Genomic DNA, 26055 nt, shown 5'->3' with positions numbered 1-26055 from the left:
TCCATGAGCACGCTGAAGGACCGCCTGACCGCAGACATGCGCGCCGCCCTCAAGGCGCGCGACGAGCTGACCACCTCCACGTTGCGGATGGCGCTGGCCGCCGTCGGCAACGCCGAGGTCGCCGGCAAGGCCAAGCGCGAGCTCTCCGACGACGAGGTGCTCGCGGTGCTGACCAAGGAGGCGAAGAAGCGCCGGGAGGCGGCTGCCGCGTTCGCCGACGCCGGCCGCGCCGAGCAGGCCGACAAGGAGACCGCCGAGGGCGCGGTGCTGGACCGCTACCTGCCCAAGCAGCTCGCCGAGCAGGAGTTGGCGGAGCTGGTCGCGGGGGCGCTGGCCGCGGGCGGCTTCACCGAGAAGTCCCAGATGGGCCCGGCGATGAAGGCGGCGCAGGCCGCGGTGGCCGGCCGGGCCGAGGGTGGTCGCGTCGCCGCCGAGGTACGCCGACAGCTCGGCCTCTGACCCATATCAACTCTGGTCGTTTCCCCGGTCACCGGTTTGTCAATTCAATTTTGATTACCGAGAGTGCCTGCAATTGGCTGTTGCGGTGACGGCTGATTCGTGGAAGGCTCGTTTGGCCGGCTTGACATGCAACGGGGGCGTGTTCGACACCGGTTTGAGGACATGACCCTCGTTGCCTCGACCACTTGAGGTGACTATGAAGCCGTTGGCTGTTGCTTCCCTATTCATTTCGACGTGTATGGGTGCCGTTGTCGTCGTGCCGTCGGCGGCGTCCGCTGACATCTCCATCCAGGCCACGTGTTCCCGCACGGTCAACGTGGCTAGCAGTGCCTACAGCACGGTCGATCCCATCGCCATGCCGTCGACCGGCAGCACCGCGTCGAGCACGAGCTGTGGAATGGCGCAGGGCGCCAACAGCAGCGCTGTCGGTGCCCTGCAACGGGCGTTGAAATACTGCTATGGCGCCGGCATCACCGTGGACAACGATTTCGGCCCGGCGACCAAGTCCGCCCTTGTCTCCGCTCAGAAGCGGGAGGGCATCACCGCAGACGGCGTCTATGGACCGCAGACCCGGCTGAGCCTGACGTGGCGCTCGGTGGGCAACCGGTGCGACAAGGCCGCCGATCCCATCTACACCTGATCGGGCTCCGAGAGCCTCGACGCCAGTGGGCGGGCACCCGACCGGGTGCCCGCCCACTGGCGTCGACAGAGGCGTCAGTTGTTGCCGGGTGGACGGCCCGGTGTGTTGCCGGTGTTACCCGGCGTGTTACCGGCCTGGTTGGGGGTGCTGCCGCCGCCGCTGCTCACCTCGATGGTGACCACGCCGCCCTTGATGGTGCGGCCGTCGGGGCTGGTGCCGGCGACGGAGCCGGCCGGGCAGTCCGAGGCGATCTTGTTGTCGGAGACGACGACGGAGAAGCCGGCGTCCTTGAGCCTGCTCCGGGCGCTGTCCACCGACTGGCACTTCACGTTCGGGATGGACCGCTGGTCACCATTGATGATCTTGCCGTTGGGTGGGGTGAACTCGATGCCGGGCTTGCCCTTCATGGCGTCGCGCAGCGTCTGGTAGACCGCCGGGTTGATGCCGGTCGGCGTCTCGTCGTGCCCCATCTTCTGGTTGGTCTGCGGCCAGTCCGGGTCGGCCATGATGCCGGCTACCGCGAACTGCTTGGTCATCGCCACCAGGGCCGAGGTCTTGTCACCGTCGGTGGTGCCGGACTTGCCGGCCACCGGCTTGCCGACGATGCCCCGGACGTTGCGGGCGGTCGCCCCGACACACTTGGAGACCGACGACCGGTCACCGACCGGGCAGCGGGCCGCGTCCACGGCGGCCCGGGCCACCTCGGTGCTGATCCGTTGCTCGCAGCGCGGGTTGGCGACGTCGAGCTTGTTGCCCTCCGGGTCCTTGATCTGCTGCACCGGGATCGGCTCGCAGAACTTCCCGTCGGCCGCCAGGGTGGCGTAGGCGTTGGCCAGCTCCAGCGGGGTGGTCGAGGAGACACCCAGGGTGAAGGCGCCCCACTGGTTGGCGCCGCCCTCCTTGGTGGCCCGGCGGGCGTCGTCGCTGCTGCGGAAGGTGATGCCGAGCTTCTGCGCCGCCTTGATCACGTTCTCCGCGCCGACCTGCTGCTCCAGCGGGACGAAGTAGGTGTTGACCGAGCTGCCGAACGCCGTCCACATGTTGTGCACGCCGGCCATGCTCGCCGAGGCGTTCTTGGGGCAGTAGAAGTGCGTCCCCGAGCAGGCGGCCGGGGAGTTCTGCTGGACGATGTACTCCGACTTGAACACCGGCGGCGAGTTGATCTGGTAGGCGAGCGGGATGCCCTTCTCCAGCGCGGCCACGAGGGTGAACATCTTGAACGTCGAGCCGGCCTGGTAGCCGGTGATGCCCTGGCCGCCGCTGAGCAGCGGGTTCACCGTGTTGGGGTAGTTGCCCCGGATCTTCTTCTTGGCCTTCTTGGGGTCGCTGGAGTACTTGTTCTGCGGCTTCTTCGGGTCATCGATCTTGAAGTTCCGGTTCACCGACAGTGCGCGTACCCGGCCGGTGCCCGGCTCGATCGCGGCGACCATCCGGGCGGCCTTGCTGTTCACCCCGAGGTTCTTGCGGACGGCCCGGTCGGCACCGTTCTGCGCCTGCACGTCGAGCGTGGTGGTGATGGTGTAGCCACCGCTCTTGAGCCGCCGCTCCCGGTCGTACGTGGTGGAGCCGAAGGTCTCCTGCCCGAGCCACCAGCGGTAGAAGTAGTCGCAGAAGAAGCCCCAGTCCTTCTGGTTGGTGGCGACGCAGCCGTTCGGGGTGCGCTTGTCCTTCACCGCCAGCTTGACCGCCTTGGCGGCGTCCGCCTCCTGCTGGGTGATGGCCTTCGTCTTGACCATGTTGTCGATGACGTAGTTACGCCGGTCGAGCGCGAGCGGGTAGCCGCTGCGGGTGGTCGGGTCGTTGGTGGTGGGCGCCTTGACCATGCCGGCCAGCAGCGCCGCCTCCTCGATCTTGAGGTTCTTGGGCGACTTGCCGAAGTACACCTGGCTGGCGGCGAACACGCCGTACGCGCCGTTGCCGAAGGAGGCGAGGTTCAGGTAGCGGGTGAGGATCTCGTCCTTCGAGAACTCCTTGTCGACCTGGAGGGCCAGCCGCATCTCGCGGAGCTTGCGGGCGCTGGTGTCCTCGGTCGCGGCGACCACGTCGGCCGGGTGGGTGGCCGAGTAGGCGATGGCCAGCCGGACGTACTGCATGGTCAGGGTGGAGGCGCCCTGCTGGGAGTTGGTGCCGGACTGGTTGTTGACGAACGCCCGGGCCACGCCGTTGATGTCCACGCCGTTGTGCTTGTAGAAGTCGTGGTCCTCGGCGGCGATGATCGCCTTCTGCATGTACGGGGAGATGTCCGCGAGCTTGACGTCGCGCCGGTTCTCGTCGTACATGGTCGCCAGGGGGGTCTTGCCGTCGCTGGCGAGCAGGTAACTGATCTGTGGCGCGCGGGCCACCGTCAGCTCCTTGGGCAACGCCCCGAAGGTCTCGGCTCCGGCCTTGGCCGCCAGGCCGGACATCGCCACCGCGGGGAAGGCCGCCGCCGCCACCACCACACCGGCCAGCAGGCCGCAGATCAGTAGCGATGCGGCGTTGGTGAAGACATTGTGGTCACGTTTCCGCATCCAGGTCACCTCGACAGGGTACGCGAGTAGGGAACGAGGGGCGCCGGGGCGTTCTTTCCCCATTTCCTGCGCGCGCCGACCTCGTTGTGCTAAACGCACGACCCCCGGTGTGGGGTTGCGTGTGACCCGCGCCGAGTCTCCACCGATCGGTGGAGCCCGCGCAGCGTTTTCACGTACTCCGGCGGGGTAAGCGGCGATCGAAGGCCCGGTAAGCCGGGACTGTCCGTAATGCTGGATTTCGCCGACAACGTTGCGTAATCATGCGACTACAGAGCATGATGGTGGCGGCGACCCGAGCCACACGTCGTCCGTGCCCCCTGGGGGAAGGAACGGGCCGGACGACCGGGGGAACGACGGCTGGTCGCACGAGGTCGGTAGGTACTGCAAGGGGGGACGTGTACAGATGGGGATGATCACTGACTGGCCGTCGCTGGCGGCGTGTCAGAACGGGGACCCGGACGCGTTGTTCGTACAGGGCGCCGAGCAGAACGTGGCCAAGCGGATCTGCCGCAGCTGCCCGGTGCGCTACGAGTGCCTGGCCGACGCGCTCGACAACCGCATCGAGTTCGGCGTGTGGGGTGGCATGACCGAGCGGGAACGCCGTGCCCTGCTGCGCCGGCACCCGCAGGTGGCGAGCTGGCGCAAGATGTTCGAGGCGGCGATGAAGAAGAACGCCAAGGACCGCACCGGCAAGGACAAGATCCTGGTCACCGCCGCCGGCTGACGCCGGTCAGGGACGGCTGATCGCCGCCCCGATCGTCCGGAGCCCGTCGACGTCGTGCACGTCGGCGGGCTGCGCCGTGACCGACACCGTCGGCACCGCCGGGAACGCCTCGGTGAACCGCCGGGCGACCTGCTCCTCGCGGACCGCCTGCTGCGCCAGCGCGGCGTGCGCGCGCAGCACGTCGACCGTGGCGTCGTGCCCACCCAGGTCGGCCAGCCGGTCGGCCGCCGCCCGGCTCTGCACCGCGCCCAGGGCCACCGCCGGCCGGTGCACCCGGTTGAGCACCAGCCCGGCCAGCGGCATCCGCTCCTCACCCAACCGCCCGGCGAAGTAGGCCGCCTCCCGGACCGCGTCCGGCTCCGGTGTCGCCACCAGCAGGAACGCCGTCTCCCCTGCCTGCAGGATCCGGTAGGTCTGCTCGGCCCGCTGCCGGAACCCGCCGAACATCGAGTCGAGGGCGGCGACGAAGCCGGAGAGATCGGTCAACAGTTGCGCCCCGAGCACCTTCTGCACGACCCGGGAGAACATCCCGAAGCTCGCGGTGACGAAGCTGAACATGCTCCGGCCCCCGCTGCGCGCCGGGGCGAGCAGCAACCGCAGCATCCGGCCGTCCAGGAAGCGGGACAGCCGGGCCGGGGCGTCGAGGAAGTCCAGCGCGGAGCGGGACGGCGGGGTGTCCACCACGATCAGGTCCCACTCGCCCCGGGCGTGCAGCTGGCCCAGCTTCTCCATCGCCATGTACTCCTGGGTGCCGGCGAAGGTGGAGCTCATGGCCTGGTAGAACGGGTTGGCGAAGATCTCTGCCGCCTTCGCCGGGTCGGTGTGCTGGAGCACCACGTCGTCGAAGGTGCGCTTCATGTCCAGCATCATGGCGTGCAGCTCACCGCCACCGGCCTCGACGTCGATCCCCTTGACCCGGCGGGGGGTGTTGTCCAGCTCGGTCAGGCCGAGCGACTGGGCCAACCGGCGGGCCGGGTCGATGGTGAGCACCACCGTGCGCCGGCCGTGCCGCTCGGCCGCCCGCAGCGCCAGCGCCGCCGCGGTGGTCGTCTTGCCGACCCCACCGGCGCCACAGCAGACCACGATGCGCACGCCGGGGTCGGCGAGGATCTGGTCGACGTCCAGCACGGGCGCCGCGTCTTCGGAAGGCACCATTCGAGCGTATCGGGCCGGTGGGGTCCGTGCGCCCGGGCCGACGTGAGCTGCGCGTCAATCCGCCCGGCGGAGCAGCTCGGCGAACGCCGCCAGCCCTGCCGGGTCCACCCCGTCGGGCAGCAACGGCAGCTCGGTCACCGGTCGCCCCAGCTCCGCCAGGTCGGTCCGCAGCGAATCCTCCAGCTCCCGGCGTACCTGCTGGTCCCGGGCCTCGCCGGCCAGCCCGGCCACGGTCGCCGCGTCGGTGGGCAAGCCGGCGGCGGCCAGCCCCCGCTTCAGCTCCGCCCGGGTCAACTCCCGGCCGGTGGCCAGCGGCGGGCGGGCGGCGTTGACGATCACCCGGCCCACCGGGAAGCCGAGCTGGGTCAGCTCGGTGATCGCGTCCACCGTCTCCTGGACCGGCATCTCCTCCAACAGCGTCACCACGTGCACCGCGGTCATCGGGGAGCGCAGCAGCGCCGAGACCCCCTCGCTCTGGGTCTTGATCGGGCCGACCTTCGCCAGCCGGGCGGTCTCGGCGGTGACGTTGAGGAAGCGGCCGATCCGGCCGGTCGGCGGGGCGTCCAGCACCACCGCGTCGTACACCCGGCGTTGCCCGGCGGTGCGGGTGGTGGCCTCCTTGACCTTGCCGGTGAGCAGCACGTCACGCAGGCCGGGGGCGATGGTGGTGGCGAAGTCGATCGCGCCGAGCTTGCGCAGCGCCCGGCCGGCCGCGCCGAGCTTGTAGAACATGTCGAGGTACTCCAGCAACGCCTCCTCGGCGTCCACCGCCAGGGCGCGCACCTCGCCGCCGCCCGGGGCGTCGGCGAGGTGCCGCTCGGTGTACGGGAGGGGATCGACGCCGAAGAGCTGGGCGATGCCCTGCCGGCCCTCCACCTCGACCAGCAGGGTGCGTCGGCCCCCGGCGGCCAGGGCGAGCGCCAGCGCCGCCGCCACGCTCGTCTTGCCCGTGCCGCCCTTGCCGGTCACCACGTGCAGGCGGGACGGCCATCCGGTGCCGGCCGGGTCGGCCGGCCGCTCAGCTGCTCGCACCGGTCGAGCCTATCCACCCCACGTGGTCAGCCGACCTCGCAGACCCACCAACCCGTCTTCCGTACCACCGTGAACCGCAACGGCTGCTCGGCGATCTTCTCGTCGGCGGTGGTCAGGGTGAGCTTGGTGGAGACGGTGGCCCGGTCACCGTTCTGGCTGTCGACGGTCGGGCTGGACCAGCGGAACCGTGGGTTGGTGTAGAGGGTGGCGTACTTCTGCACCTCGGCGACCTTCGCGCTGATCTTCTGTTGGTCGCGCGACTCCGCGCAGACGAAGTTGGCCGCCCTGCCGGCGTCCCGGTCCTGGTAGACGGCGGTGAGGAAACCGTCCACCGCCACCGTCGGCTCCCGGGCGCCCTCGCCGCCCTCGGCGTCGCGCAGGGTCAGGTAGGCGAGCGTTCCGCCACCACCGCAGAGCACGACGGCCGCGAGCAGCGCGAGCGAGGCGACCAGCACGCCCCGCCGTCGCGTGGGGGCCGGTGTCCGGTACGCCGGGTAGCCCGCCGGTGACGGCGTGGCGGCGCCGGACGGGGAGGTGCCGGGCGTGGAGGTGCCGGGGGCGGTGGTACCGCCCGGGTCGGGTTGGTCCTGCCGTGGCGTCGGCACGCCCGGCGATCCGCTCGCGCCACCGAACGGTGGATGGGTCATGTGGTCCCCCGGGGGATGGGGCGCCGTCGCCGCCCCTGGCGACGACGCGGGTACGGGCGCGGCGGGCGACCCCTGATCGCCCGTCCGAGGCGCAAGGGTAACGGTCGATGGGCGGCGCGTGGCGGACTGCTCACGACCTGCGGTGGGTCGCGATCACCTTTCAGACCAAGCGTCTGTCGCATATGTGACTTTGGGTGAGCGATTGCGCGCGTCCCGTTGTCCCCCGCCCCGGCCGGGTCCTACGTTCGTCCGGGTGTGGGGGAGCGGTTCGGGTCGGCGCCCGGTCCGGACGGCGGTCATTCACGGTACGAGGCCGGAGGCAGGTACATGCGCGACGCGGAGAACATCTCCCGGGCCCACTTCTCACCAGGAGACCGGGGGAGGCGGGGCGGTTCGCCCGGAGACGCGGACGGGTCGGGTGGTTCACTGCCGATGAACGAGCGGTCCTACCGGCGCTGCGCCGAACCGTCCGAGGTGCTGCGGATCCTCGGCCGCCCCGGTGACCGGGGCCGGGACGACGAGGAGCCCGGCTACGTCATCCACCTGCCGATCCGGGTGGCCGACCTGACGGCGGCCACCGCCCTGGCCGGCACCGTGGCCACCTCGCTCGGCTTCCTGGTCGAACTGGACGCCGGCGAGACCACCGTCTCCACCGTCGACGACCAGAACAACCGGCACCGGGTCTTCTGCGACCTGCTGCTGCCCGACCGGTCGCGCTGCCCCCAGCCGTACGACCACACCGGGCAGTGCGGCGAGCTGCCCGCCGCCCCGGAGCAGCGTCCCGCGCCCCGACCCGCACCCGGACCGTAGGCTGTCGGCGGAACATCCACGTCAGGCAAGGGAGCCTTCCACCGATGCAGAAGTGGGAATACGCCACGGTCCCGCTGCTGGTCCACGCGACCAAGCAGATCCTCGACAACTGGGGTGAGGACGGCTGGGAACTCGTCGCCGTGATCCCCGGCCCGAACCCGGACCAGTTGGTCGCGTACCTCAAGCGCCCCAAGGGCTGAGGGCCCGACGATGAGCAACGGACCCCACGCCAAGCTCGCCGAGCTGGGCCTGGCCCTGCCCGACGTGGTGCCGCCGGTGGCCAGTTACGTCCCGGCGGTGCAGTCCGGCCAGCACGTCTACGTCTCCGGTCAGCTGCCGGTGGTCGAGGGCAAGCTGCTCGCCACCGGCCAGGTCGGCGCGGGTGTCTCGCCCGAGCAGGCCAAGGATCTCGCCGAGCGGTGCGCGCTGAACGCCCTCGCCGCCGTCGATTCGCTGGTCGGCCTGGAGAACATCGTCAAGATCGTGAAGCTGACCGGCTTCGTGGCCTCGGCACCGGGCTTCCACGGCCAGCCGGCCGTGATCAACGGGGCCTCCGACCTGCTCGGCGCGGTCTTCGGGGAGGCCGGCCGGCACGCCCGCTCCGCCGTCGGGGTGGCGGAGCTGCCGCTGGACTCCCCGGTCGAGGTCGAACTGATCGTCGAGGTCGGCTGACCGCACCGCCCCACCGCCGCCCGCCGGCCCGGCGCGCACCACGATCCGGGCCGGTCGGCCGGCGGAAAGCCGCGAACGGCCACGAACCGGGTACGCCGGTTCCGCAAGATCGTGGGGAGTGGCGCGCGGGGTCGTACGATCGCAGCCATGACCGGGCATGTGACGGCACCACCGGCCGCGCTGGCCGACCGGCTGCCGGACTGGGTGACGTTGCTGCGCGCCCCCAACCCTGGGCCGATGACCCTGGAGGGCACCAACACCTGGGTGCTACGCGCCCCGGGTGCGCCGCACGCGGTCGTCGTCGACCCCGGCCCGGCCGACGAGGCGCACCTGGCCGCCGTGGCGGCGTCGGGACCGATCGGGTTCGTGCTGATCACCCACGGGCACCCCGACCACACCGAGGGCGCCCCCCGGCTGAGTGAACTGCTCGGCGGGGCACCCGTGCTCGCCGTCGACCCCGCGCACACCATCGGCGGCCCGCCACTGACCGGGGCGGGTACGCAGCTCGGCGGGACCGGGCTGGACATCGACCTGGTCGACACCCCCGGGCACACCGCCGACTCGGTCTGCTTCCGGGTGTCGTACGGCACCGAGCAGGTGGTGCTGACCGGGGACACCATCCTCGGCCGGGGCACCACCGTCGTCGCCCACCCCGACGGCCACCTCGGCGACTACCTGACCAGCCTGGAGCGGCTCTCGGCGTACCAGGGGATCCCGGCGCTGCCCGGGCACGGCCCGGCGCTGGCCGACTGCGGTGCGGCGGCCGACTTCTACCTGGCCCACCGCCAGGCCCGCCTCGACCAGGTGCGGGCCGCCGTCGACGCGGGCGCGCGCACCGCGGCCGAGGTGGTGGCGACGGTCTACGCCGACGTGGACCGGTCGCTGTGGTGGGCCGCCGAGTGGTCGGTCCGCGCGCAACTCGAACACCTCGGAGTGGAGCAGCCGTGACCTGCCCGGTGTGCGGCACGCTCGCCGTCCCGGGCGCGCGGTTCTGCCACAACTGCGGGGCGGCACTGCCGGCCGCCGCCACCCTGCCGACCGCCGAGCGCCGGGTGGTCACCGTGCTCTTCGGTGACCTGTCCGAGTTCACCTCGTGGTCGGAGGACCTCGACCCGGAACGTGTCGGTGCCGTCACCGACCGGGTGCTGGCCGCGCTCGCCGGTGCGGTGAAGACGTTCGGTGGGCACGTCGACAAACTCACCGGCGACGGGATCATGGCGGTCTTCGGTGCCCCGGTGGCCCACGAGGACGACGCCGAGCGGGCCGTCCGGGCGGCCCTGTCGATGCAGCGGGCCGTGCGCCGGGTCCTCGACGACGAACGCGGCGGCGGCGCACCGCTCGGCCTGCGGGTCGGGCTGAACACCGGCGACGTGATCGCCGGCATCCAGGCCGCCATCGAGTACACGGTCATCGGGGACACGGTGAACACCGCCGCCCGGCTCGCCGACGCCGCCGCCGTCGGCGCGATCTACGCCGGTGCCCGGACGTCCTCGGCCACCCGGCACGTCGCCTCCTGGCGGGTGCTGCGCCCGCTGCGGCTCAAGGGCAAGCGCGAGCCGGTCGAGGCGTACGAGCTGCTGGGTCTGCTGGACGCCCCGGGCACCCGGTCGGGGCTGGGCGACGAGGCCCCCTTCGTCGGGCGGGAGACCGAGATCGGCCGGGTCGCCGGCCGGCTCGCCGAGGTGATCGACCGGGGCGAACCCCGGGTGCTGCTGATGACCGCCGAGGCGGGGATCGGCAAGTCCCGGTTCGCCGCCGAGGTGGAACGCCTCGCCGCCGGCTACGACGTCGGCGCCGGCCGGTACGCCGCGCACAGCGGGGCCCGGGTGCTCTCGGTCCGCTGCGCCGCCTTCGGTGAGCGGCGTCGGCTGGCCCCGCTGGCCGACCTGGTCCGGGCCGCCGTCGGCCTGCCCAGCGACACCTCCACCGCGCTCACCCGGCCGGCCGTCGAGGAGCGGCTGCGCCGGCTCGGTCAACGGCTCGGCCGGCTGCGTACCGAGGTACCGCCGATCGCCGCTGACCAGCTGCTGGCGCTGCTGGGTTACGCCGAACTGCCCGGCAACGCGGGTGACCAGGGCGGCTGGGGGGCGACCCCGCCGGCCGCCGACGCCGAGGCGGTGCCGGTCGCGGTGGCCGGGCTGCTCAGCGCGCTGGCCGCCGAGGCGCCGCTGGTGATCGTGGTCGACGACCTGCACGACGCCACCGGCGAGACGATCGCCGCCCTCGGCGCGACCCTGTCCCGGCTCACCGGCCCGGTGCTGGTGATGCTGCTGGGTCGACCGGAGCTGGTCCGGACCGCCGGGACGTTGACCTGGATCGCCGACGCCGAGGTGCAACCGTTGCCGCCGCTGCGCGGCGCGGACGCCTCCCGCCTGCTCACCAGCTATCTCAACGGCGGCAGGCTGCCCCAGTCCGACGCCGACCGGTTGCTCGCCACCGCCCAGGGCAACGCCTTCTACCTGGCCGAACTGGTCACCCTGCTGCGGGAGCGGGGAGCGCTGACCGCAGGCCCGGACGGCGGCTGGCGGTTGGTGCCCGGCTCGCTGGGCAGCCGGCTGCTCTCCCGGGACCTCGCCGCCGTGCTCGCCGCCCGCATCGACGCCCTCCCACCGGAGGCCCGTTCGGCGCTGCGCGACGCCGCCGTGGTCGGTGACGCGGTGCCCACCGGCGCGTTGGAGGCGCTGCGCGAGCAGCGGGCCGGGCGGGACGGCCGGCCCGCCGCGGTGGCCGCCGTCGAGCTGGAACGGGCCGTCGAGGAGTTGCTGCAACGCCGGATGCTGCACCGCACCCGGACCGGTTTCGCGTTCGCCACCCCGCTGATGCGCGAGGCCGCCTACGCCGGGGTGAGCAAGGCGGAGCTGGCCGAACGGCACGCCGCACTGGCCCGCTGGGCCACCGGTGACCCGGCGGCGTCGGTCGCCGCACCCGGCGGGTTCACCGACGCCGCCCGGGACGACTTCGTGGCCGAGCAGGTCGAGCGGGCCGCCGCCCTCGCCGACGCGGTCAAGCTCCGCCCCGACTCGCCGGCCCGGACGGTCGCCGGGCTGGGGGTGGCCGCGCTGGGCCGGGCCGCCCGCCGGGCGTTGCAGGCCGGTGAGCCGGCACTGGCCGTCGAACACGCCGAACGCGCCACCGACCTGGCCCGCGAGGGGGTGCCCCCGGCCGACCGGGTCGCGCACGCCCGGGCGCTGCTCCAGGTCGGCCGGGTCGGCGACGCGCTGGCCTTCGCCGAGAAGATCGCCGCCAACGCCGGTGACGACGCCGGCACCCGGGCCAGCGCCCTGCTGCTCGCCGGCCAGGCCCACCAGACGCAGGGCGACCAGGGGCGCGCGGTGGCCTGCTGGGAGGAGGCGTTGCAGGTGGCCACCGCCGGGGAGGTGACCAACCTGCGGGCCTCGGCCATGCGCCGGCTCGGGATGGCCGACTTCGTCGCCGGTCGACTCGGTCAGGCGAGCAGCCGGCTCGCCGCGTCCTACCAGATCAGCCTCGCCGCGAAGGACCTGCGGGGGCAGGCCTGGGCGTTGCAGAACCTGGCCTGGGTCACCACCACCCGGGGGGACTTCGCCGGCACCGACGCGGTGCTCGGTCGGGCCGCCCGGCTCTTCGCCGAGTTGAAGGACCCGTACGGGCGGGCCTGGCTGCGCGGCACCACCGCCTTCGCCCGGCTGCTGGCCGGCCGGTTGGGGGAAGCCTGCCGGCTGGCCGGGATCTTCCTGCCGTTCGGGGAACGCGTCGGTGAGGCGTGGGCGGTGGGCACGTTGCGCGCGGTCGAGGCGTTCGCTGCGGCCGAGTTGGGCGAGGTTGCCGAGGCGGACCGGTCGGCCCGCCGGGCATACCGGGACTTCGCGGCGGTATCCGACGACTGGGGGCGCGGGTTCGCGCTGGTCGTCCGGGGGGTGGTGGCGCGGGGGCTGGGCGAGCCGGAGCACGCCGCCGACCTGTTCACCGACGCCCTGGCGTACGCCGGTCGGACGTCGCATCCGCTGCTGACCGGGATGGCCGGCACGCTGCGCGGGTTCGTGGCGTTGGACATGGGCGACTGCGAGACCGCCGAGCGGGACGCCCGTGCGGTGCTGACCGCCGTCGAACCGCACAACCCGCAGGCCCCGGCGCAGGCCGCGCCCCGGGTGCTGCTCGCCACCGCCCGGCTCGCCGCCGGGGACCCGGCCACCGCGGTCGGGTTGCTCGCCCCGGTGGCGACGACCGCCGCGAAGACACCGACGCTGCTCTTCTCCCGCCGGCAGACCCTGGCCCGGTACGCTTCCGCGCTGCTCGCCCACGGTCAGTCGGAGCAGGCGTTGGACTGGGCCCGGCGGGCGGTCGCCGCACCGGCGGAGGACGTCCGCAGTCAGGTGATCGGCGCGGGGGTGCTGGCCGAGGCGTTGGCGGCCTGCGGGCACCCGGTGGAGGCGGCGGCCAGCGCGCAGGAGGCGGTCCGGCTGGCGTACGCGACCGAGCAGCGCAGCGAGCGGGCCAGCGCCGACGCCCTGGCGGCCCGGCTGGCCGGCGGGGTCTGACCGGCCCCGCGTCGCGCCGTCGGCGGCGGGGTCCGGCGTCGAAACGGTAGGTCTGTCGGTTACGGGGATGTGCGCGCATCGGCGGGGACGGTTAGCGTGTCACTTCACGCGACCGCCCCTCGGTGCCGGTCGCGCCGTCAGGTGGGGGATCTAGATGAGGTTGCCGCGTTCGGGCGCCGGTTGGACGATCGCGGTCTTCGGTGTGCTGGCGGTGCTGCTCGGCGCGTTCGGGCTGGTGTGGCCGGAGGCGCAGTTGCGGATGCTCGGCTTCGAGGTGCCGCAGACCCGGGCGGCCGGCGACTACACGGGCACGTTCCTCACCGCGTCCTCGATGGCGTCGTTCAACATGGGCGTCTACTACCTGCTGGCGGTGGCGACCGAGTGGCGGGCGTTCTACCGGTTCACGGTGGTCTTCCGGCTGGTCACCTTCACCGTCTTCACGCTGACCGTGCTGGCCGACGTGGCTCCGGACCGGTTCATCGGGGTGGCGCTGTGGGAGGGGGTGGGTGCGGTGGCGACGGCGCTCGGCCTGCGCTGGGACGCCCGTCGATCCGCTGGTGCGGGCGGAAACGCTCCCATCTCGACAGTGTCCCAGGTCAGTGGGGTCTCCGGGGGTGCGTCGAGCGGGTCGGTCGCCGCCGGCCCGGCCGCTGCCGCCGGTACGGACCGCTGAGCGCCCCGGCGGAACGGGTATTTTCGAGCCGTGACCGAGACCCCGCCCGGCGCCTCCCGGCTGCCCAATGTGCCCGGTCTGACCGACTTGCAGGTCTTTGCCCGGGGCGGCTACGCCACCGTCTACCGGGCCACCCAGATCTCCGTCGGTCGGGAGGTCGCCGTCAAGGTGGAGAACCGCACCCTGGACAACGAACGAGACCAGGCCCGGTTCCTGCGCGAGGCGCGGGCCGCCGGCCGGATGTCCTCCCATCCGCACGTGGTGGACCTCTTCGACGTCGGGGTGACCGTCGACCAGCACCCCTACCTGATCATGGAGCTGTGCGACGGGTCGTACGCCGAACGGATGCGGACCTCGCCGCTCGACGCGTCCGAGACCCGTGACCTCGGCATCAAGATCGCCGACGCGTTGGCCCACTCGCACGCGGCCGGGGTGCTGCACCGCGACGTCAAGCCGGCCAACATCCTGCACTCGCACTTCAACTCGGCGGTGCTGGCCGACTTCGGGCTGGCCGTGCTGGCCGAGGCGCGGGACGCCTCGGTCACCCTGGAGGTGCTCACCCCGGCCTACGCGCCGCCGGAGATGTTCAACCACAGCCCGCCGTCACCTGCCGTCGACGTGTACGCCCTCTGCGCCACCCTCTACGCGGTGATGACCGGCCGGCCCCCACGCTGGCAGTCCGAGCGCAACCCGAGCCTGGTCACCGTGCTGGAGTTGTTCCACCACCCGATCCCCGACCTGCCCGGGGTGCCCACCGAACTGGTCGACGTGCTCCGCGCCGGGATGTCCAACGACCCCGACGCCCGCCCCTCCGCGCTCGAACTGCGCGACCTGCTCACCGCGCTGCCCGTCGACCCGGCCCCCGCCCCGGTCAGCGGTGCGCCGGTCTCCGGCGGGCCCTCCACCGGCGGGTCCGGCGGCACCGGGCCGTACACCCTCGGGTGGACCACCGGTCAACCGGGGCGGATCACCGGCCAGCCCGCCCCCCGCCCGCCGGCCCAGGACGACCATCCGACCGTTCCGCACGGCGAGCGGCGGCGGCGACGCTGGTTCTTCGGCGGGGCCGGGGTGCTCGCCCTGGCCGCCTCGGCGAGCGCCGGGGCGTGGGTCGCCGGCGGTGCGCCACCGGTGGCCGGGCCGACCGCCGCCCCGTCGACCGTGGGCTCGTCCAGCCCGGCCGCCCGCTGGGGCACCCTGCCCGGCTGCGCGGCCGACGGCACGGCCGCGACCCTGCCGCCCGGTGCCCGGTGCGCCCCCGTGCTGGAGTGCTTCGGCCCGGTACGGCTACGCGGCGACCGGGCGGAGGCGCCGCAGGTCTCCTGCGAGGGGCGGCACACCTGGGAAACGTACGTGGAGGGCCAGTTGCCGGCCGCGCTGGCCGGGGCCGGACACGCCACGATCAGCGCGGACCCGACAGTCCGGTCGGTGTGCAACGCCCGCACGTTCCGGCTGACCAGTGGGATCGACTACGCCAACGGCTGGCGGCTGGAGGTGCTGCCGCCCGGCGAGACGGATCTCGACCGGACCTACCGCTGCCTCGCCGGCCGGGGGGTCGACGCCCTGGTCGCCCCCACCCTCACTGGTCGCTGACCTCGCGCATCCGGTGCAGCCGGCTCAGCACCGCCGCGCTGTCCAACGCGTCGAGGGTGTCCGCGTCGAGGAACGATCCCGGTTCCAGGTGCCCCGGCGAGGGCGGCACGGCCGGTGTCTCCTCGTGGTCGCGTTCGCGCAACGCGGCCAGCGCGGTGCCGGTCACCGTCGCGAAGAGGACCCCGAGCAGGGCCAGCCCCACCGTCAGGATGCCGGCGGGATGCCGGAACACCAACGCCACCAGCACCGCGCCGGTCGCCAGCCCCGCGACCACCGCCACGGTCCGCGCGTCCGGCTTCAGGAATCGGCTCACCTGACAAGCATGGCCTGAACGGGCGCGCTGTCAAACCATACGGCTCGGTGTGGTTGACCGTTCTGCCTAGAGTGACGAAACGCCGGAAGACGGTCCCCGCCCTCCGCCCTGCTCCCGCCTTCCGGTCGGGCGGGTGTCGCGGCGGACGACCCGCCACCGGTGCGGCGCGACCGAGATGGACCGGAACGGCTACCCTCGGTGTCCCCCAGGCTGTCCGTCAGCGAGGTGCGCCGATGAACGACACGTCCGCCCGCCACCGGGTCCGTTCGGTCACCACCACCCTGGCGGTGGCCCTGACCCTCACCCTGGCCGCCGCCGCCGGCTGCGAGAACCGCCGCGAACCCTCGCTGCCCTCGGTCCGCGACAAGCTGCGCGAGTCGCACATCGACGGTCAGGCGAAGATCAAGATCGGGGTGGCCACCACCGAGCCGCTGATGGGCGAGCTGCGCAACGGCAAGCACTCCGGCTTCGACGTGGAGATCGCCCGCTACGTCGCCTCCTACCTCGGCTACGAGGGCGACCAGCGCATCGAGTGGGTCTCGGTGACCACCGAGGATCGCATCCCCGCCCTCCAGGGTGGCGTGGTCGACCTGGTGGTCTCCAGCTTCTCCATCACCGAGGAGCGGGAGAAGCTGGTCAGCTTCGCCGGGCCGTACTTCGTCACCACCCAGGAGGTGATGGTGCCGACCCGGCTCAGGGACAAGATCCGCACCATCGAGGACCTCCGTGAACCGGCCTACAAGGTCTGCACCAGTGGTGGCTCCACCACCGAGGCCGAGCTGGCCAAACACGACGTCAAGGTGCTCGTGGTCAAGGAGGTCGGCGACTGCGTCAAGGGCATCCGGGAAGGTCGTTACGACGCGGTCAGCTCCGACGAGACGATCCTCGCCGGCTTCCTCTCCCTCTATCCGACCGAGTTCGAGATCGTCGACATGCCCTTCGGCACCAGCGAACTGCTCGGCATCGGGGTGCCGATCGGCGACCCCGCCCTGCGCGACCTGGTCGCCTTCGCCCTGCAGAAGAGCTACCTCCAGGGTCGCAACGGGATCAGCAGTCCGTGGATCACCGCCTACACCAGGTCCCTCGCACCGTATCTGAAAGCGGAGAAGGCACAGCCCCAACCGCTCAACGTGCCGGCGCTGGTCGACTTCGACGACAAGGCGCCGACGCGGTGACCGCCCCGGCCGTACCGCAGGATCTGGGCGCCACCACCGTCCCGGTACGCGACGGCTGGGACCCGGCGGTGGAGCGGCGGACACGGGCCAGCCAGTCGTTCTGGACGGCGGTGGTGGGCGTCCCCGCCATCTTCTCCGTGCTGCGCCTCGGCGTCGAGGCGGGCGGCGAACTCCAGACCACGTTGTTGCTGGTGGCGAACGTCGGGCCGGTCAACCTGCTGGCCGGCTTCCTGACCACCGCCGCCCGGCTGCTCTCCACCAGCCTGGTCGCGGTCTTCGCCCTCGGCGCGGTGCTGCGGGTCAGCGTCGAACGGATGCCGCCCACCGTCCGCCGCCCGCTCTTCGTCCGCTGGGCGGATCTCACCCCGGCCTGGTTCGTGCTGTCCAGTTTCCTGCTGGCCCTGGTCACCTGGCAACTGCTCTACCTGCCGCTGCTGCTGCCGGCGTTCGTCGCAGCGTTCCAGCTCACCCCGGCGCGACTGCACGAGCACCCCGTGCCCCGGACGCTGATCGTGGTGACGCTCCTCGCCGGCTACGGCTGGCTGCTCGCCCCCACCCTGCTCGACGCCTGGCAGCAACGGGAACTGCTCGCCCTGGTGCTGTTCGTCGCCCCGCCGCTGCTCGCGCTCGCGGTGACCGGCCCACTGCCCGGGGCGGTGATCCGGCCGCTCGCCTCCGTCACCGAGGCGGCGGTACTGGCCATGCTGGTCTGGGCGGCGCTACCGGTGATCACCACACCGGTGCTGCCGCTCACCGTGACCACCGTGGAGTCGAGCCCCGGCGTCACCGAGGACGTCCGGGGGCACGTGGTCACCGTGGACGACGTCAACATGGTGCTGCTCCAGGAACGCGGCGGCGTCCGGTACGTGCCGGTGGACGACGTCCGCGCCCAGGTGCTCTGCCCCAGCGAGGAGGAGCTGCCCCGGCACCGGCTGCGGATCCGCGACTACCACGTGGAGGACTCGCTGCTGGAGGGGTTGGGCCGGCGGGTCCGACCGGTGCACCGCACCGACGCCGCCTGCCGCACCCCGCGCTGACGCCGTCGACCCGCAGGGTCAGTAGGACTTCTCCTGACCCAGCACGTGCTGGGCGACGAAGTTGAGGATCATCTCCCGGCTGACCGGGGCGATCCGGCCGGCCCGCACCGCGCCGAGCAGCGTCGCCACGCCGTACTCGGTGGTCATACCGGCCCCGCCGAGGGCCTGCACGGCGGTGTCCACGGCCAGCGCGGCGGCCTCCCCGGCCGCGTACTTGGCCATGTTGCCGCAGACGCCGGCCTCCAGGTCGCGGCCCGCGTCGTACAGGGTGGCCGCCTTGTGGATCATCAGTCGGGCGAGTTCCACCTGCACCGCCGCGTGCGCCAACGGATGCGCCACCCCCTGGTGCGCGCCGATGCTCCGCCCACCCCAGACCTTGCGGGTGGCGGTGTAGTCGGTGGCCCGCTCGATGGCGTACCGGCCGGTGCCGACACCCATCGCGGCGACCGTGATCCGCTCCGGGTTCAGCCCGGCGAACAGCGCCGGCAGGCCGGCGTCCAACGACCCGCCGACCAGCGCGTCGGCGGGCAGCCGGACGTCGTCCAGAAAGAGCAGGAACTGGTTCTCCGGGGAGACGATCTCCATGTCCAGCTTGGACCGGGTCAACCCCGCCGCGTCGGTCGGCACCAGGAACAGCGCGGGCTTGAGCTTTCCGGTCGCCGCGTCCTCGGTACGGGCCACCACCAGCACGTACTGCGCCTCGTCCACGCCGGAGATGTAGCACTTGCGGCCGGAGAGCAGCCAGTCGTCGCCGTCGCGGCGGGCCACCGTGCCGAGCCGGTGGAAGTTCGACCCGGCGTCCGGCTCGGTGATCGCGAAGACCACCTTCAGCGAGCCGTCGGCGAACCCGGGCAGGAAACGCTTGCGCTGCTCATCGGTGCCGTGCAGGTGGATCACCGTGGCGGCGATGGCCGGCGACACCACCAGCAGCAGCAGCGGGCAACCGGCGGCGGCCAACTCCTCGCAGACGATGGCCAGCTCGGTGAGGCCGCCACCGCCGCCGCCGTACTCGGTGGGGACGTTGACGCCCAGGTAGCCGAGCCGGCCGGCCTCCTCCCACAACTCGGTGGTGTGCCCGCCGGATTTCGCCTTCTCGACGAAGTAGGAGTGGCCGTACCGGCGGCCCAGCGCGCGGACGGCGTCGCGGAGCTGATCCTGCTCAGGGGTGAGGTCGAAGTTCATCGGGGTGCCTCCTCAGGGTTGACCACGGCCAGCACCGCACCCGTCTCGACCTGCCCACCGGCGGGCACCGGCAGGTCGGCGACCACGCCGTCGGTCGGGGCGAGCACGGGATGTTCCAGCTTCATCGCCTCCAGGGTCAGCAGCAGGTCACCGGCGGCGACCCGCTGACCGGCCGCCACGTGCACCCGGGTCACCGTGCCGGGCAGCGGCGCGAGCAGCGACCCGACCGCCAACACGGCGCGGGGCAGTGGGAAGCGGGGCAGCTCGGTCAGCTCCGCCGCCCCGTCCGGGCCGTCCACGAAGACCACCGACCCCGCCCGGTGGACGCGCAACGCCCGCCGTACCCCGGCCACGTCGAGCAGCACCCGGTCCGGTGCCGCCGTCACCAGCTCCACCACCGGCGGGGCGTCCGGTGCGTCGGCCGTCGTCGGGCCGGGGCCGGCGACGGCCGGGTCGGTGGACCAGTCGGCGAGCGCGCCGGACCGGTCCAGGCGGTAGCGCACCTCGATCTCGTCCCCGGTCGCCGTGGCGTACCGGACGACCTGGGGAACGGCCGGCACGTTGCGCCAACCCGACGGGAGGCCGGCGAGCACCGGGGCGACGGCCCGGCGCGCGGCGGCCCCGGCCAGCGCGGCAGCCAGCGCGGCGAGCGGGAGCCCGTCGGCCGGCAGCAGCGGCGCGAATACCTCCGGGTGCGCGTCCAGGAACCCGGTGTCCACCTGCGCCGACCCGAACTCCGCGCTGCGCAGCACCCGGACCAGCAGGTCCCGGTTGGTGACCACCCCGTGCAACTCGGCGCGGGCCAGCGCCCCGGCCAGCGCCCGGGCCGCCTCGCCCCGGGTCGGCGCCCAGGCGACCAGCTTGGCGAGCATCGAGTCGTAGTGCACGCCCACCGTCGAACCGGTGTCCACCCCCGAGTCGAGCCGCAGGCCCCGGGTCGGGGTGAACTCGCCGACCACCCCGGGCACCGCGAACCGGTGCAGCGTGCCGGTCGCCGGCCGGAACCCCTGCGTCGGGTCCTCCGCGCACAGCCGTACCTCGATGGCGTGGCCGTCGGCCGGCGGGGTCGCCGGCACCGGCAACGCGCCACCCTCGGCGACCAGCAGTTGCAGCCGGACCAGGTCCAGCCCGGTGACCGCCTCGGTGACCGGGTGCTCCACCTGGAGCCGGGTGTTCATCTCCAGGAAGAAGAACTCACCCGTCGGGGCGAGCAGGAACTCCACCGTCCCCGCCCCGACGTAGTCGACAGCCCGCCCGGCGGCGACCGCCGCCGCGTGCAGCCGCTCCCGCACCCCGTCGGGCAGCACCGCCGGGGCCTCCTCGACGATCTTCTGGTGCCGCCGCTGGATCGAGCAGTCCCGCTCACCGAGGGCCACGACCGTACCGTGGGTGTCGCCGAAGATCTGCACCTCGACGTGCCGGCCGCGCTCGACGTACCGCTCGACGAAGACCGTGCCGTCGCCGAACGCGGCGGCGGCCTCGCGGCGTGCCGAGTCGACGGCCGTCGGCAGGTCGGCCGGGTCGCGGACGATGCGCATCCCCCGGCCGCCGCCCCCGGCGGACGCCTTGACCAGCACCGGGAAGTCGGTGACCTCGTCGCCGTCGGTCCAGGAAGGCAGCATCGGCACGCCCGCGTCGGCGAGCAGCTCCTTCGCCGCCAGTTTGTCGCCCATCGCCGCGATCGCCCCGGCCGGCGGACCGACCCAGGTCAGGCCCGCGTCGACCACGGCCGCCGCGAACCCGGCGTGCTCGGCGAGGAACCCGTAACCCGGGTGGACCGCGTCCGCGCCGGTGCGCCGGGCCGCGTCCAGGATCAGCTCGATCCGCAGGTACGTCTCGACGGGCGTGTTCCCCGGCAGCCGGACCGCCTCGTCGGCCTCGGCCACGTACGGCGCGTCGGCGTCCGCGTCGGAGTGCACGGCGACCGTCGCCACGCCCAGCGCCCGGCAGGTGGCGAAGACCCGGCGGGCGATCTCCCCCCGGTTGGCCACCAGCAGCTTCCGAACAACCATGATCACGCCCTCTCGCTGGTGTTCGCGACTGCGGGACTCCGCTGCGCTGCGTTCCTCGCGCTCACGGGGCTACATCCGGAAGACGCCGAAGCCGTCGGCGCCCTTCACCGGTGCGTTGTGGATCGCCGACAGGCAGAGCCCGAGGACGGTACGGGTGTCCCGGGGGTCGATCACCCCGTCGTCGTAGAGCCGGCCGGACAGGAACAGCGCCCCCGACTGCGACTCGATCTGCTGCTCGACCATCATCCGCATCGCCGCGTCGGAGTCCTCGTCGTAGTCCCGGCCCCGGGCGGCGGCGGCCTGCCGGGCGACGATCGACAGCACCCCGGCCAACTGCGCCGGACCCATCACCGCCGACTTCGCGTTCGGCCAGGTGAACAGGAACCTCGGCTCGTACGCCCGGCCGCACATGCCGTAGTTGCCGGCCCCGTACGAGGCGCCCAGGTTGACCGTCAGGTGCGGCACCGTCGAGTTCGCCACCGCGTTGATCATCAGCGCGCCGTGCTTGATGATGCCGCGCTGCTCGTACTCGGTGCCGACCATGTAGCCGGTGGTGTTCTGGAGGAACAGCAGCGGGGTGTCGGCGGCGTTGGCGAGCTGGATGAACTGGGCCGCCTTCTGCGCCTCCGCGCTGAACAGCACCCCCCGCGCGTTCGCCAGCACCCCCACCGGGTAGCCGTGCAGCTCACCCCAGCCGGTGACCAGCGCGGTGCCGTACGCCGGCTTGAACTCGTCGAACTCGCTGCCGTCGAGGACCCGGGCCAGCACCTCACGCGGGTCGAACGGCACCTTCAGGTCGGCGCTGACGATGCCCAGCAGCTCCTCCGGGTCGTACCTCGGCGGTCGGGGTGCCGGGTCGCGCGGCGGCGGACCCTGCTTGCGCCAGTTGAACCGGCGTACGCACCGCCGGGCCAGCCGGATGCCGTCCCGTTCGTCCTCGGCGAGCTGGTCGGCGAGGCCCGACGTGCCGGCGTGCATCGCCGCGCCACCGAGCGACTCGTCGTCGGTGACCTCGCCGGTGGCCATCTTCACCAGCGGCGGCCCGGCCAGGTAGACCTGCGACCGGTCCCGGATCATGATCACGTGGTCGGACATCCCCGGCACGTACGCGCCACCGGCGGTGGCGTTGCCGAAGACCACGCTGACCGTGGGGATCCCGGCGGCGGAGAGCCGGGTCAGGTCGCGGAACACCCGACCGCCCGGAATGAAGATCTCCGCCTGGGTGGGCAGGTCCGCCCCGGCGCTCTCCACCAGGTTGACCATCGGCAGCCGGTTCGCCAGGGCGATCTCGCCGGCCCGCCGGGTCTTCGCCAGCGACCACGGGTTCACCGCGCCGCCGCGTACCGTCGGATCGTTGGCGACGATCAGACACTGGACGCCCTCGACCACGCCGATGCCGGTGACCACGCTCGCCCCGACCGGGAAGTCGCTGCCGTACCCGGCGACCGGCGACAACTCCAGGAACGGGCTGTCCCGGTCCAGCAGCAACTCGATCCGCTCCCGGGGCAGCAGTTTCCCGCGCTGGTGGTGCCGGGCCACGTACTTCTCGCCACCGCCGGCCCGCGCCTGGTCGAGCGCGGCGTCCAACTCGGCGAGCCGGTCCCGCAGCGCGTCCCGGTTGGCCACGAAGGCCGGCGCGGCCGGATCGACCGCACTCTCCAGTGTGCTCACAGATTTCCCCCGTTCGTTCGCGACTGCGGGGCTCGCAAACCCGGCTCACTCCTCGCGCTCACAGGTCCGTCTTTCGTTCGCGACTGCGGGGCTCGCAAACCCGGCTCACTCCTCGCGCTCACAGGCCCAGGCCCTTCGCGATGATCTCGTTCATGATCTCGGTGGTGCCGCCGCCGATGCCGAGGATGCGGGCGTCCCGGTAGTGCCGCTCGACCTCGGCGTCGCGCAGGTAGCCGAAGCCACCGTGCAGTTGCAGCGCGGCGTCGACCACCTGGTCGCAGGCGGCCACCGCGACGTTCTTCGCCATCGCCACCTCGGTCACCACCGGCTCGCCGGCCGCCACCCGGGCGGCCACCTGGTGCACGTACGCGCGGGCCGCCTCGGCGCGGGTGTGCATCTCGGCCAGCCGGTGCCGGACCAGTTGCCGGCTGGCCAGCGGACGACCGAACGTGGACCGGTCCCGACACCAGCGGGTCGAAAGCTCCACGCAGCGCTGCGCCGTCGCGTACGCCTGGGTGGCCAGGGAGAGCCGCTCGGCGGCGAAGCCCTGCATGATCGCCAGGAAGCCGGTGTCCTCCTCGCCGATCCGGTTGCCCACCGGCACCCGGACGTCCACGAAGGACAACTCGGCGGTGTCCGAGCAGTGCCAGCCGAGCTTGTCCAGCTTCCGGCCGACGGTGAACCCGGGGGTGCCCTTGTCGAGCACCAGTAGGTGCAGCGACCCGCTGCCGGGAAAGTCACCGCAGACCGCAGTGGTGACGAAGTCGGCGCGTACCCCGCTGGTCACGTACGTCTTCGTCCCGTTCACCAGGTAGTGGTCGCCGTCGCGGCGCGCGGTGGTGCGGATCGAGGCGACGTCGGAGCCGCCCTCCGGTTCGGTGATCGCCAGCGCGCCGATCAGCTCACCCGCCAGCGTCGGCCGGACGTACCTGGTGACCAGCGGGTCGTCGGCGGCGGACGGGCGGGCGGCGAGCCGGCCACCGAGCGTGCCGCCGGTCCGCCCGCCGGCCGCCGCGACGATGTGCGGCAGCGCGACACCGTGCGTGAACAGGGCCGCGACCAGCCCGGACGAGCCGCCGGAGCGGATGATCTCCTCGGTGACCACGATCGAGTCGAGCAGGTCGCCGCCACTGCCGCCGACCGACTCGGGGAAGCCGACGCCGAGCAGGCCGAGCTTCGCGGCGGTGGCGTGCAGCGCGCGCGGGACCTCACCGGCCCGTTCCCAGTCGGCCAGGTGCGGCAGCACCTCCCGGGTCACGAAGGCCCGGGTCAGCTCCCGTAACTGCCGCCGCTCCGGGGTGTCCACGATGGTCACCGGTCGGCCTCCCCGGCTGCGGGCCGTCCGGGGGTGAGGGCGGCGGGCAGGTCGACGATGCGGGAGCGGAGCAGTTCGCCGAGCGCCTTGGCCTGCGGGTCGAACCGGGTGGAGGCGGCCACCCCCGGCCCGAGCAGGCCCCGGATCACGAAGTTGACCGCCCGCAGGTTCGGCAGCTCGTACCGCTCGACGGTCGACGCGGCCGTCTCCGGCAGCAGCCCGGCCAGCCGGTCGACGGTCAGCCACCCGCGCAGCCACTCCCAGGTCGCGTCGGTACGCGCCCAGACGCCGAGGTTGGCGTCGCCACCCTTGTCACCCGACCGCGCCCCGACCAGCTCACCCAACGGACCCCGCCGGGTCGGCCCGGCCACCGGGGTCGGGCCCGCCGTGCCGGGCGTCGGCCCGGCCACGGCCGGTGCCACCGTCCGTGGCGGCGGGACCGGCAGGCGGGTGCCGTCGGGCAGGACGGCCACGTGCGGCACGTCGGCCTGCGGCACGGCGTCGGCGGTGAAGACCCCGTACGGGGTGGCGTCGCCGGGCAGGGTGGTCAACGTGCAACCGGGATAGGAGGCCAGGGCAAGCTCCACCGCCGCCGCCGAGAACGCCCGCCCGGCCCGAGCCCGGTCACCGTCACGCAGGTGTACGTGCAGCAGCGCGCTCGCCGTCTCGGTGTCGACCGCATCGACATGGTCGGTACGGGCCAGCGTGAACTCCAGCCCGTCCGGGCCGACCGCCGCCTCGACCTGCCCCCGGACCAGGGCCGCCTTGGCCGGGATGTCCAGCCCGCAGAGCACGAACGTCATCGCGTTGCGGAAGCCGCCCAGGTTGTTGACGCCCACCTTGAGGGTGGCCGGCGGTGGGGTGCCCCGGACCCCGTCCACCCGGACCCGGTCCGGCCCGTCCGGGTGCAGCCGTACCGTGTCCAGCCGGGTCACCACGTCCGGGCCGAGGTAGTCGGGGCCGCCCACCTCGTACAACAGTTGGGCGGTGACCGTCTCGACGGTGACCGCGCCGCCGGTGCCGGGGTGCTTGGTGAGCACCGACGAGCCGTCCGGGTGGATCTCGGCGATCGGGAAGCCGGGCCGGTGCCCGCCGTCGGGCAGCTCGGTGAAGAAGCTGAAGTTGCCGCCGGTGACCTGTGCCCCGCACTCGATCAGGTGCCCGGCGACGGTCGCCCCGGCCAGCGCGTCCAGGTCGTCGCGTCCCCAGCCGAACCGGGCGATGGCCGGCCCGACCGCCAGCGACGCGTCGGTGACCCGCCCGGTGACCACCACGTCCGCCCCGGCGTCGAGGCAGGCGGCGATGCCGAACGCGCCGAGGTAGGCGTTGGCGGTGAGCGCGTCCGGCAGGGCCAGGGCGTCGCCCTCGACGTGGGCGACCCGGACGGCGAGGCCGAGCCGGTCGGCGAGCACGCCGATCGCGGCGGCCAGCCCGGCCGGGTTCAGCCCACCCGCGTTGGTGACGATCCGCACCCCCCGGTCGAGGGCGGTGCCGAGGCAACCTTCGAGCTGGCGCAGGAAGGTCTTCGCATAACCGAGGCCGGGGTCGCGCAGCCGGTCCCGGCCGAGGATCAGCATGGTCAGCTCGGCCAGGTAGTCGCCGGTCAGCACGTCCAGCTCACCGCCGTCGAGCATCTCCCGCCAGGCGGTGGACCGGTCGCCGTAGAAGCCGGAGGCGTTGCCGACCCGCAGCACCCCGGTCACCGCAGGACCGTCCCGGCTGCGCCCGCGCGGGGTGCGCGGCCTGCCCCCGGCGGGCCGGCGCGGACCTGCGCCACGTCCAGCCACGCGGCGGCGAGCACGGTACGGCCGCTGCGGTCGGGCAGCACGTCCGGTGGGGGCGGCGCGGCGACGAGCTGGTCGGACCCGTCGGTCAGGTCGACGAGCAGTGCGGTCGGGTCGACCATGGTGCCTCCGGTCGG

At 73.1% G+C, this 26055-nt stretch carries 23 protein-coding genes; 12 read left to right on the top strand and 11 right to left on the bottom strand.

The genetic code is table 11. The features are described 5' to 3' along the window. Positions 1-3 precede the first annotated feature (3 nt). Positions 4-459, top strand: coding sequence for a GatB/YqeY domain-containing protein (locus AB0C22_RS21080; RefSeq protein WP_357536527.1), 456 nt, complete (start codon positions 4-6; stop codon positions 457-459). A 196-nt stretch (positions 460-655) separates the two neighbouring features. Continuing rightward, entirely contained in the window at positions 656-1099 is a 444-nt protein-coding gene (locus tag AB0C22_RS21075) for a peptidoglycan-binding domain-containing protein (RefSeq protein WP_357021463.1), read from the top strand. A 74-nt stretch (positions 1100-1173) separates the two neighbouring features. On the opposite strand, the gene AB0C22_RS21070 is transcribed toward AB0C22_RS21075, so the two are convergent. Further along, positions 1174-3609, bottom strand: a complete 2436-nt coding sequence (locus AB0C22_RS21070; RefSeq protein WP_219465115.1) for a transglycosylase domain-containing protein — start codon at positions 3607-3609, stop codon at positions 1174-1176. 403 nt (positions 3610-4012) lie between these two features. Between AB0C22_RS21070 and AB0C22_RS21065 the strand changes: the two genes are divergently transcribed. After that, positions 4013-4333, top strand: a complete 321-nt coding sequence (locus AB0C22_RS21065) for a WhiB family transcriptional regulator (RefSeq protein ID WP_208567702.1) — start codon at positions 4013-4015, stop codon at positions 4331-4333. A 6-nt stretch (positions 4334-4339) separates the two neighbouring features. On the opposite strand, the gene AB0C22_RS21060 is transcribed toward AB0C22_RS21065, so the two are convergent. The 3 genes from AB0C22_RS21060 to AB0C22_RS21050 are packed head-to-tail and all read right to left on the bottom strand — an operon-like array spanning position 4340 to position 7167. Then, complete coding sequence (locus AB0C22_RS21060) at positions 4340-5488, bottom strand: ArsA-related P-loop ATPase (protein WP_208567703.1); 1149 nt, start codon at positions 5486-5488, stop codon at positions 4340-4342. 54 nt (positions 5489-5542) lie between these two features. Next, complete coding sequence (locus tag AB0C22_RS21055; RefSeq protein ID WP_357536525.1) at positions 5543-6520, bottom strand: ArsA-related P-loop ATPase; 978 nt, start codon at positions 6518-6520, stop codon at positions 5543-5545. A gap of 26 nt (positions 6521-6546) precedes the next feature. After that, positions 6547-7167, bottom strand: coding sequence for a hypothetical protein (locus AB0C22_RS21050; RefSeq protein WP_219465112.1), 621 nt, complete (start codon positions 7165-7167; stop codon positions 6547-6549). Between the two features lie 327 nt (positions 7168-7494). On the opposite strand from AB0C22_RS21050, the gene AB0C22_RS21045 reads away from it, so the two are divergent. The 7 genes from AB0C22_RS21045 (at position 7495) to AB0C22_RS21015 (ending at position 15429) form a co-directional block, all read left to right on the top strand. Next, entirely contained in the window at positions 7495-7977 is a 483-nt protein-coding gene (locus AB0C22_RS21045) for a hypothetical protein (protein WP_219465111.1), read from the top strand. A 44-nt stretch (positions 7978-8021) separates the two neighbouring features. After that, positions 8022-8177 carry a DUF4177 domain-containing protein gene (locus AB0C22_RS21040; RefSeq protein ID WP_088643831.1) on the top strand — a complete coding sequence of 52 codons (156 nt, stop codon included), beginning with the start codon at positions 8022-8024 and terminating at the stop codon, positions 8175-8177. A 10-nt stretch (positions 8178-8187) separates the two neighbouring features. Beyond that, positions 8188-8649, top strand: coding sequence for a RidA family protein (locus AB0C22_RS21035; RefSeq protein WP_208567707.1), 462 nt, complete (start codon positions 8188-8190; stop codon positions 8647-8649). Between the two features lie 147 nt (positions 8650-8796). Then, positions 8797-9597, top strand: coding sequence for an MBL fold metallo-hydrolase (locus AB0C22_RS21030; RefSeq protein WP_357536522.1), 801 nt, complete (start codon positions 8797-8799; stop codon positions 9595-9597). After that, positions 9594-13166: an adenylate/guanylate cyclase domain-containing protein gene (locus AB0C22_RS21025; RefSeq protein WP_357536521.1), complete on the top strand. Its 3573-nt coding sequence runs from the start codon at positions 9594-9596 to the stop codon at positions 13164-13166. The genes AB0C22_RS21030 and AB0C22_RS21025 overlap by 4 nt, the downstream gene beginning before the upstream one ends. A 154-nt stretch (positions 13167-13320) precedes the next feature. After that, on the top strand, positions 13321-13839 hold the full coding sequence (locus AB0C22_RS21020; RefSeq protein WP_219465108.1) for a hypothetical protein: 519 nt from the start codon (positions 13321-13323) through the stop codon (positions 13837-13839). 30 nt (positions 13840-13869) lie between these two features. Then, complete coding sequence (locus AB0C22_RS21015) at positions 13870-15429, top strand: serine/threonine-protein kinase (protein WP_357536518.1); 1560 nt, start codon at positions 13870-13872, stop codon at positions 15427-15429. Here AB0C22_RS21015 and AB0C22_RS21010 read toward each other — a convergent pair. Next, the gene (locus AB0C22_RS21010) at positions 15416-15742 is read right to left on the bottom strand and encodes a hypothetical protein (RefSeq protein ID WP_208567711.1); all 327 of its coding nucleotides are present in this window, start codon (positions 15740-15742) and stop codon (positions 15416-15418) included. The genes AB0C22_RS21015 and AB0C22_RS21010 overlap by 14 nt on opposite strands. Positions 15743-15975: 233 nt before the next feature. Between AB0C22_RS21010 and AB0C22_RS21005 the strand changes: the two genes are divergently transcribed. After that, the gene (locus AB0C22_RS21005) at positions 15976-16917 is read left to right on the top strand and encodes a transporter substrate-binding domain-containing protein (protein WP_208567712.1); all 942 of its coding nucleotides are present in this window, start codon (positions 15976-15978) and stop codon (positions 16915-16917) included. After that, entirely contained in the window at positions 16914-17954 is a 1041-nt protein-coding gene (locus AB0C22_RS21000; protein ID WP_208567713.1) for a hypothetical protein, read from the top strand. The genes AB0C22_RS21005 and AB0C22_RS21000 overlap by 4 nt, the downstream gene beginning before the upstream one ends. An 18-nt stretch (positions 17955-17972) precedes the next feature. Here AB0C22_RS21000 and AB0C22_RS20995 read toward each other — a convergent pair whose 3' ends face one another. From AB0C22_RS20995 to AB0C22_RS20970, 6 genes are all read right to left on the bottom strand, one after another. Next, positions 17973-19136, bottom strand: a complete 1164-nt coding sequence (locus AB0C22_RS20995) for an acyl-CoA dehydrogenase family protein (RefSeq protein ID WP_357536516.1) — start codon at positions 19134-19136, stop codon at positions 17973-17975. Continuing rightward, positions 19133-21148 (bottom strand): biotin carboxylase N-terminal domain-containing protein, encoded by a 2016-nt coding sequence (locus tag AB0C22_RS20990; protein WP_357536514.1) that lies wholly within the window; start codon positions 21146-21148, stop codon positions 19133-19135. The genes AB0C22_RS20995 and AB0C22_RS20990 overlap by 4 nt, the downstream gene beginning before the upstream one ends. Before the next feature lie 69 nt (positions 21149-21217). Further along, positions 21218-22819, bottom strand: a complete 1602-nt coding sequence (locus AB0C22_RS20985) for a carboxyl transferase domain-containing protein (RefSeq protein WP_357536512.1) — start codon at positions 22817-22819, stop codon at positions 21218-21220. Between the two features lie 118 nt (positions 22820-22937). Beyond that, on the bottom strand, positions 22938-24134 hold the full coding sequence (locus tag AB0C22_RS20980; RefSeq protein ID WP_357536510.1) for an acyl-CoA dehydrogenase family protein: 1197 nt from the start codon (positions 24132-24134) through the stop codon (positions 22938-22940). After that, on the bottom strand, positions 24131-25837 hold the full coding sequence (locus AB0C22_RS20975) for an acyclic terpene utilization AtuA family protein (protein WP_357536508.1): 1707 nt from the start codon (positions 25835-25837) through the stop codon (positions 24131-24133). Before AB0C22_RS20975 ends, AB0C22_RS20980 begins: the two co-directional genes overlap by 4 nt. Continuing rightward, the gene (locus AB0C22_RS20970) at positions 25834-26040 is read right to left on the bottom strand and encodes a hypothetical protein (protein WP_357536506.1); all 207 of its coding nucleotides are present in this window, start codon (positions 26038-26040) and stop codon (positions 25834-25836) included. Before AB0C22_RS20970 ends, AB0C22_RS20975 begins: the two co-directional genes overlap by 4 nt. Positions 26041-26055: the final 15 nt, after the last annotated feature.

The organism is Micromonospora sp. NPDC048894 (assembly GCF_040649765.1).
GTDB lineage: Bacteria > Actinomycetota > Actinomycetes > Mycobacteriales > Micromonosporaceae > Micromonospora > Micromonospora antibiotica.
The sequence above is the reverse complement of the archived record's forward strand: the minus strand, read 5'-3'. Positions and strand labels throughout refer to the sequence as shown.

Bases quoted from the DNA above. Each gene is read 5' to 3' on its own strand.
- AB0C22_RS21030 (WP_357536522.1), top strand. From the start codon at position 8,797: ATGACCGGGCATGTGACGGCACCACCGGCCGCGCTGGCCGACCGGCTG.
- AB0C22_RS21035 (WP_208567707.1), top strand. From the start codon at position 8,188: ATGAGCAACGGACCCCACGCCAAGCTCGCCGAGCTGGGCCTGGCCCTG.
- AB0C22_RS21020 (WP_219465108.1), top strand. From the start codon at position 13,321: ATGAGGTTGCCGCGTTCGGGCGCCGGTTGGACGATCGCGGTCTTCGGT.
- AB0C22_RS21070 (WP_219465115.1), bottom strand. From the start codon at position 3,609: ATGCGGAAACGTGACCACAATGTCTTCACCAACGCCGCATCGCTACTG.
- AB0C22_RS21080 (WP_357536527.1), top strand. From the start codon at position 4: ATGAGCACGCTGAAGGACCGCCTGACCGCAGACATGCGCGCCGCCCTC.
- AB0C22_RS20990 (WP_357536514.1), bottom strand. From the start codon at position 21,148: ATGGTTGTTCGGAAGCTGCTGGTGGCCAACCGGGGGGAGATCGCCCGC.
- AB0C22_RS21060 (WP_208567703.1), bottom strand. From the start codon at position 5,488: ATGGTGCCTTCCGAAGACGCGGCGCCCGTGCTGGACGTCGACCAGATC.
- AB0C22_RS21065 (WP_208567702.1), top strand. From the start codon at position 4,013: ATGGGGATGATCACTGACTGGCCGTCGCTGGCGGCGTGTCAGAACGGG.
- AB0C22_RS21040 (WP_088643831.1), top strand. From the start codon at position 8,022: ATGCAGAAGTGGGAATACGCCACGGTCCCGCTGCTGGTCCACGCGACC.
- AB0C22_RS21045 (WP_219465111.1), top strand. From the start codon at position 7,495: ATGCGCGACGCGGAGAACATCTCCCGGGCCCACTTCTCACCAGGAGAC.
- AB0C22_RS21050 (WP_219465112.1), bottom strand. From the start codon at position 7,167: ATGACCCATCCACCGTTCGGTGGCGCGAGCGGATCGCCGGGCGTGCCG.
- AB0C22_RS21075 (WP_357021463.1), top strand. From the start codon at position 656: ATGAAGCCGTTGGCTGTTGCTTCCCTATTCATTTCGACGTGTATGGGT.
- AB0C22_RS21005 (WP_208567712.1), top strand. From the start codon at position 15,976: ATGAACGACACGTCCGCCCGCCACCGGGTCCGTTCGGTCACCACCACC.
- AB0C22_RS20970 (WP_357536506.1), bottom strand. From the start codon at position 26,040: ATGGTCGACCCGACCGCACTGCTCGTCGACCTGACCGACGGGTCCGAC.
- AB0C22_RS20995 (WP_357536516.1), bottom strand. From the start codon at position 19,136: ATGAACTTCGACCTCACCCCTGAGCAGGATCAGCTCCGCGACGCCGTC.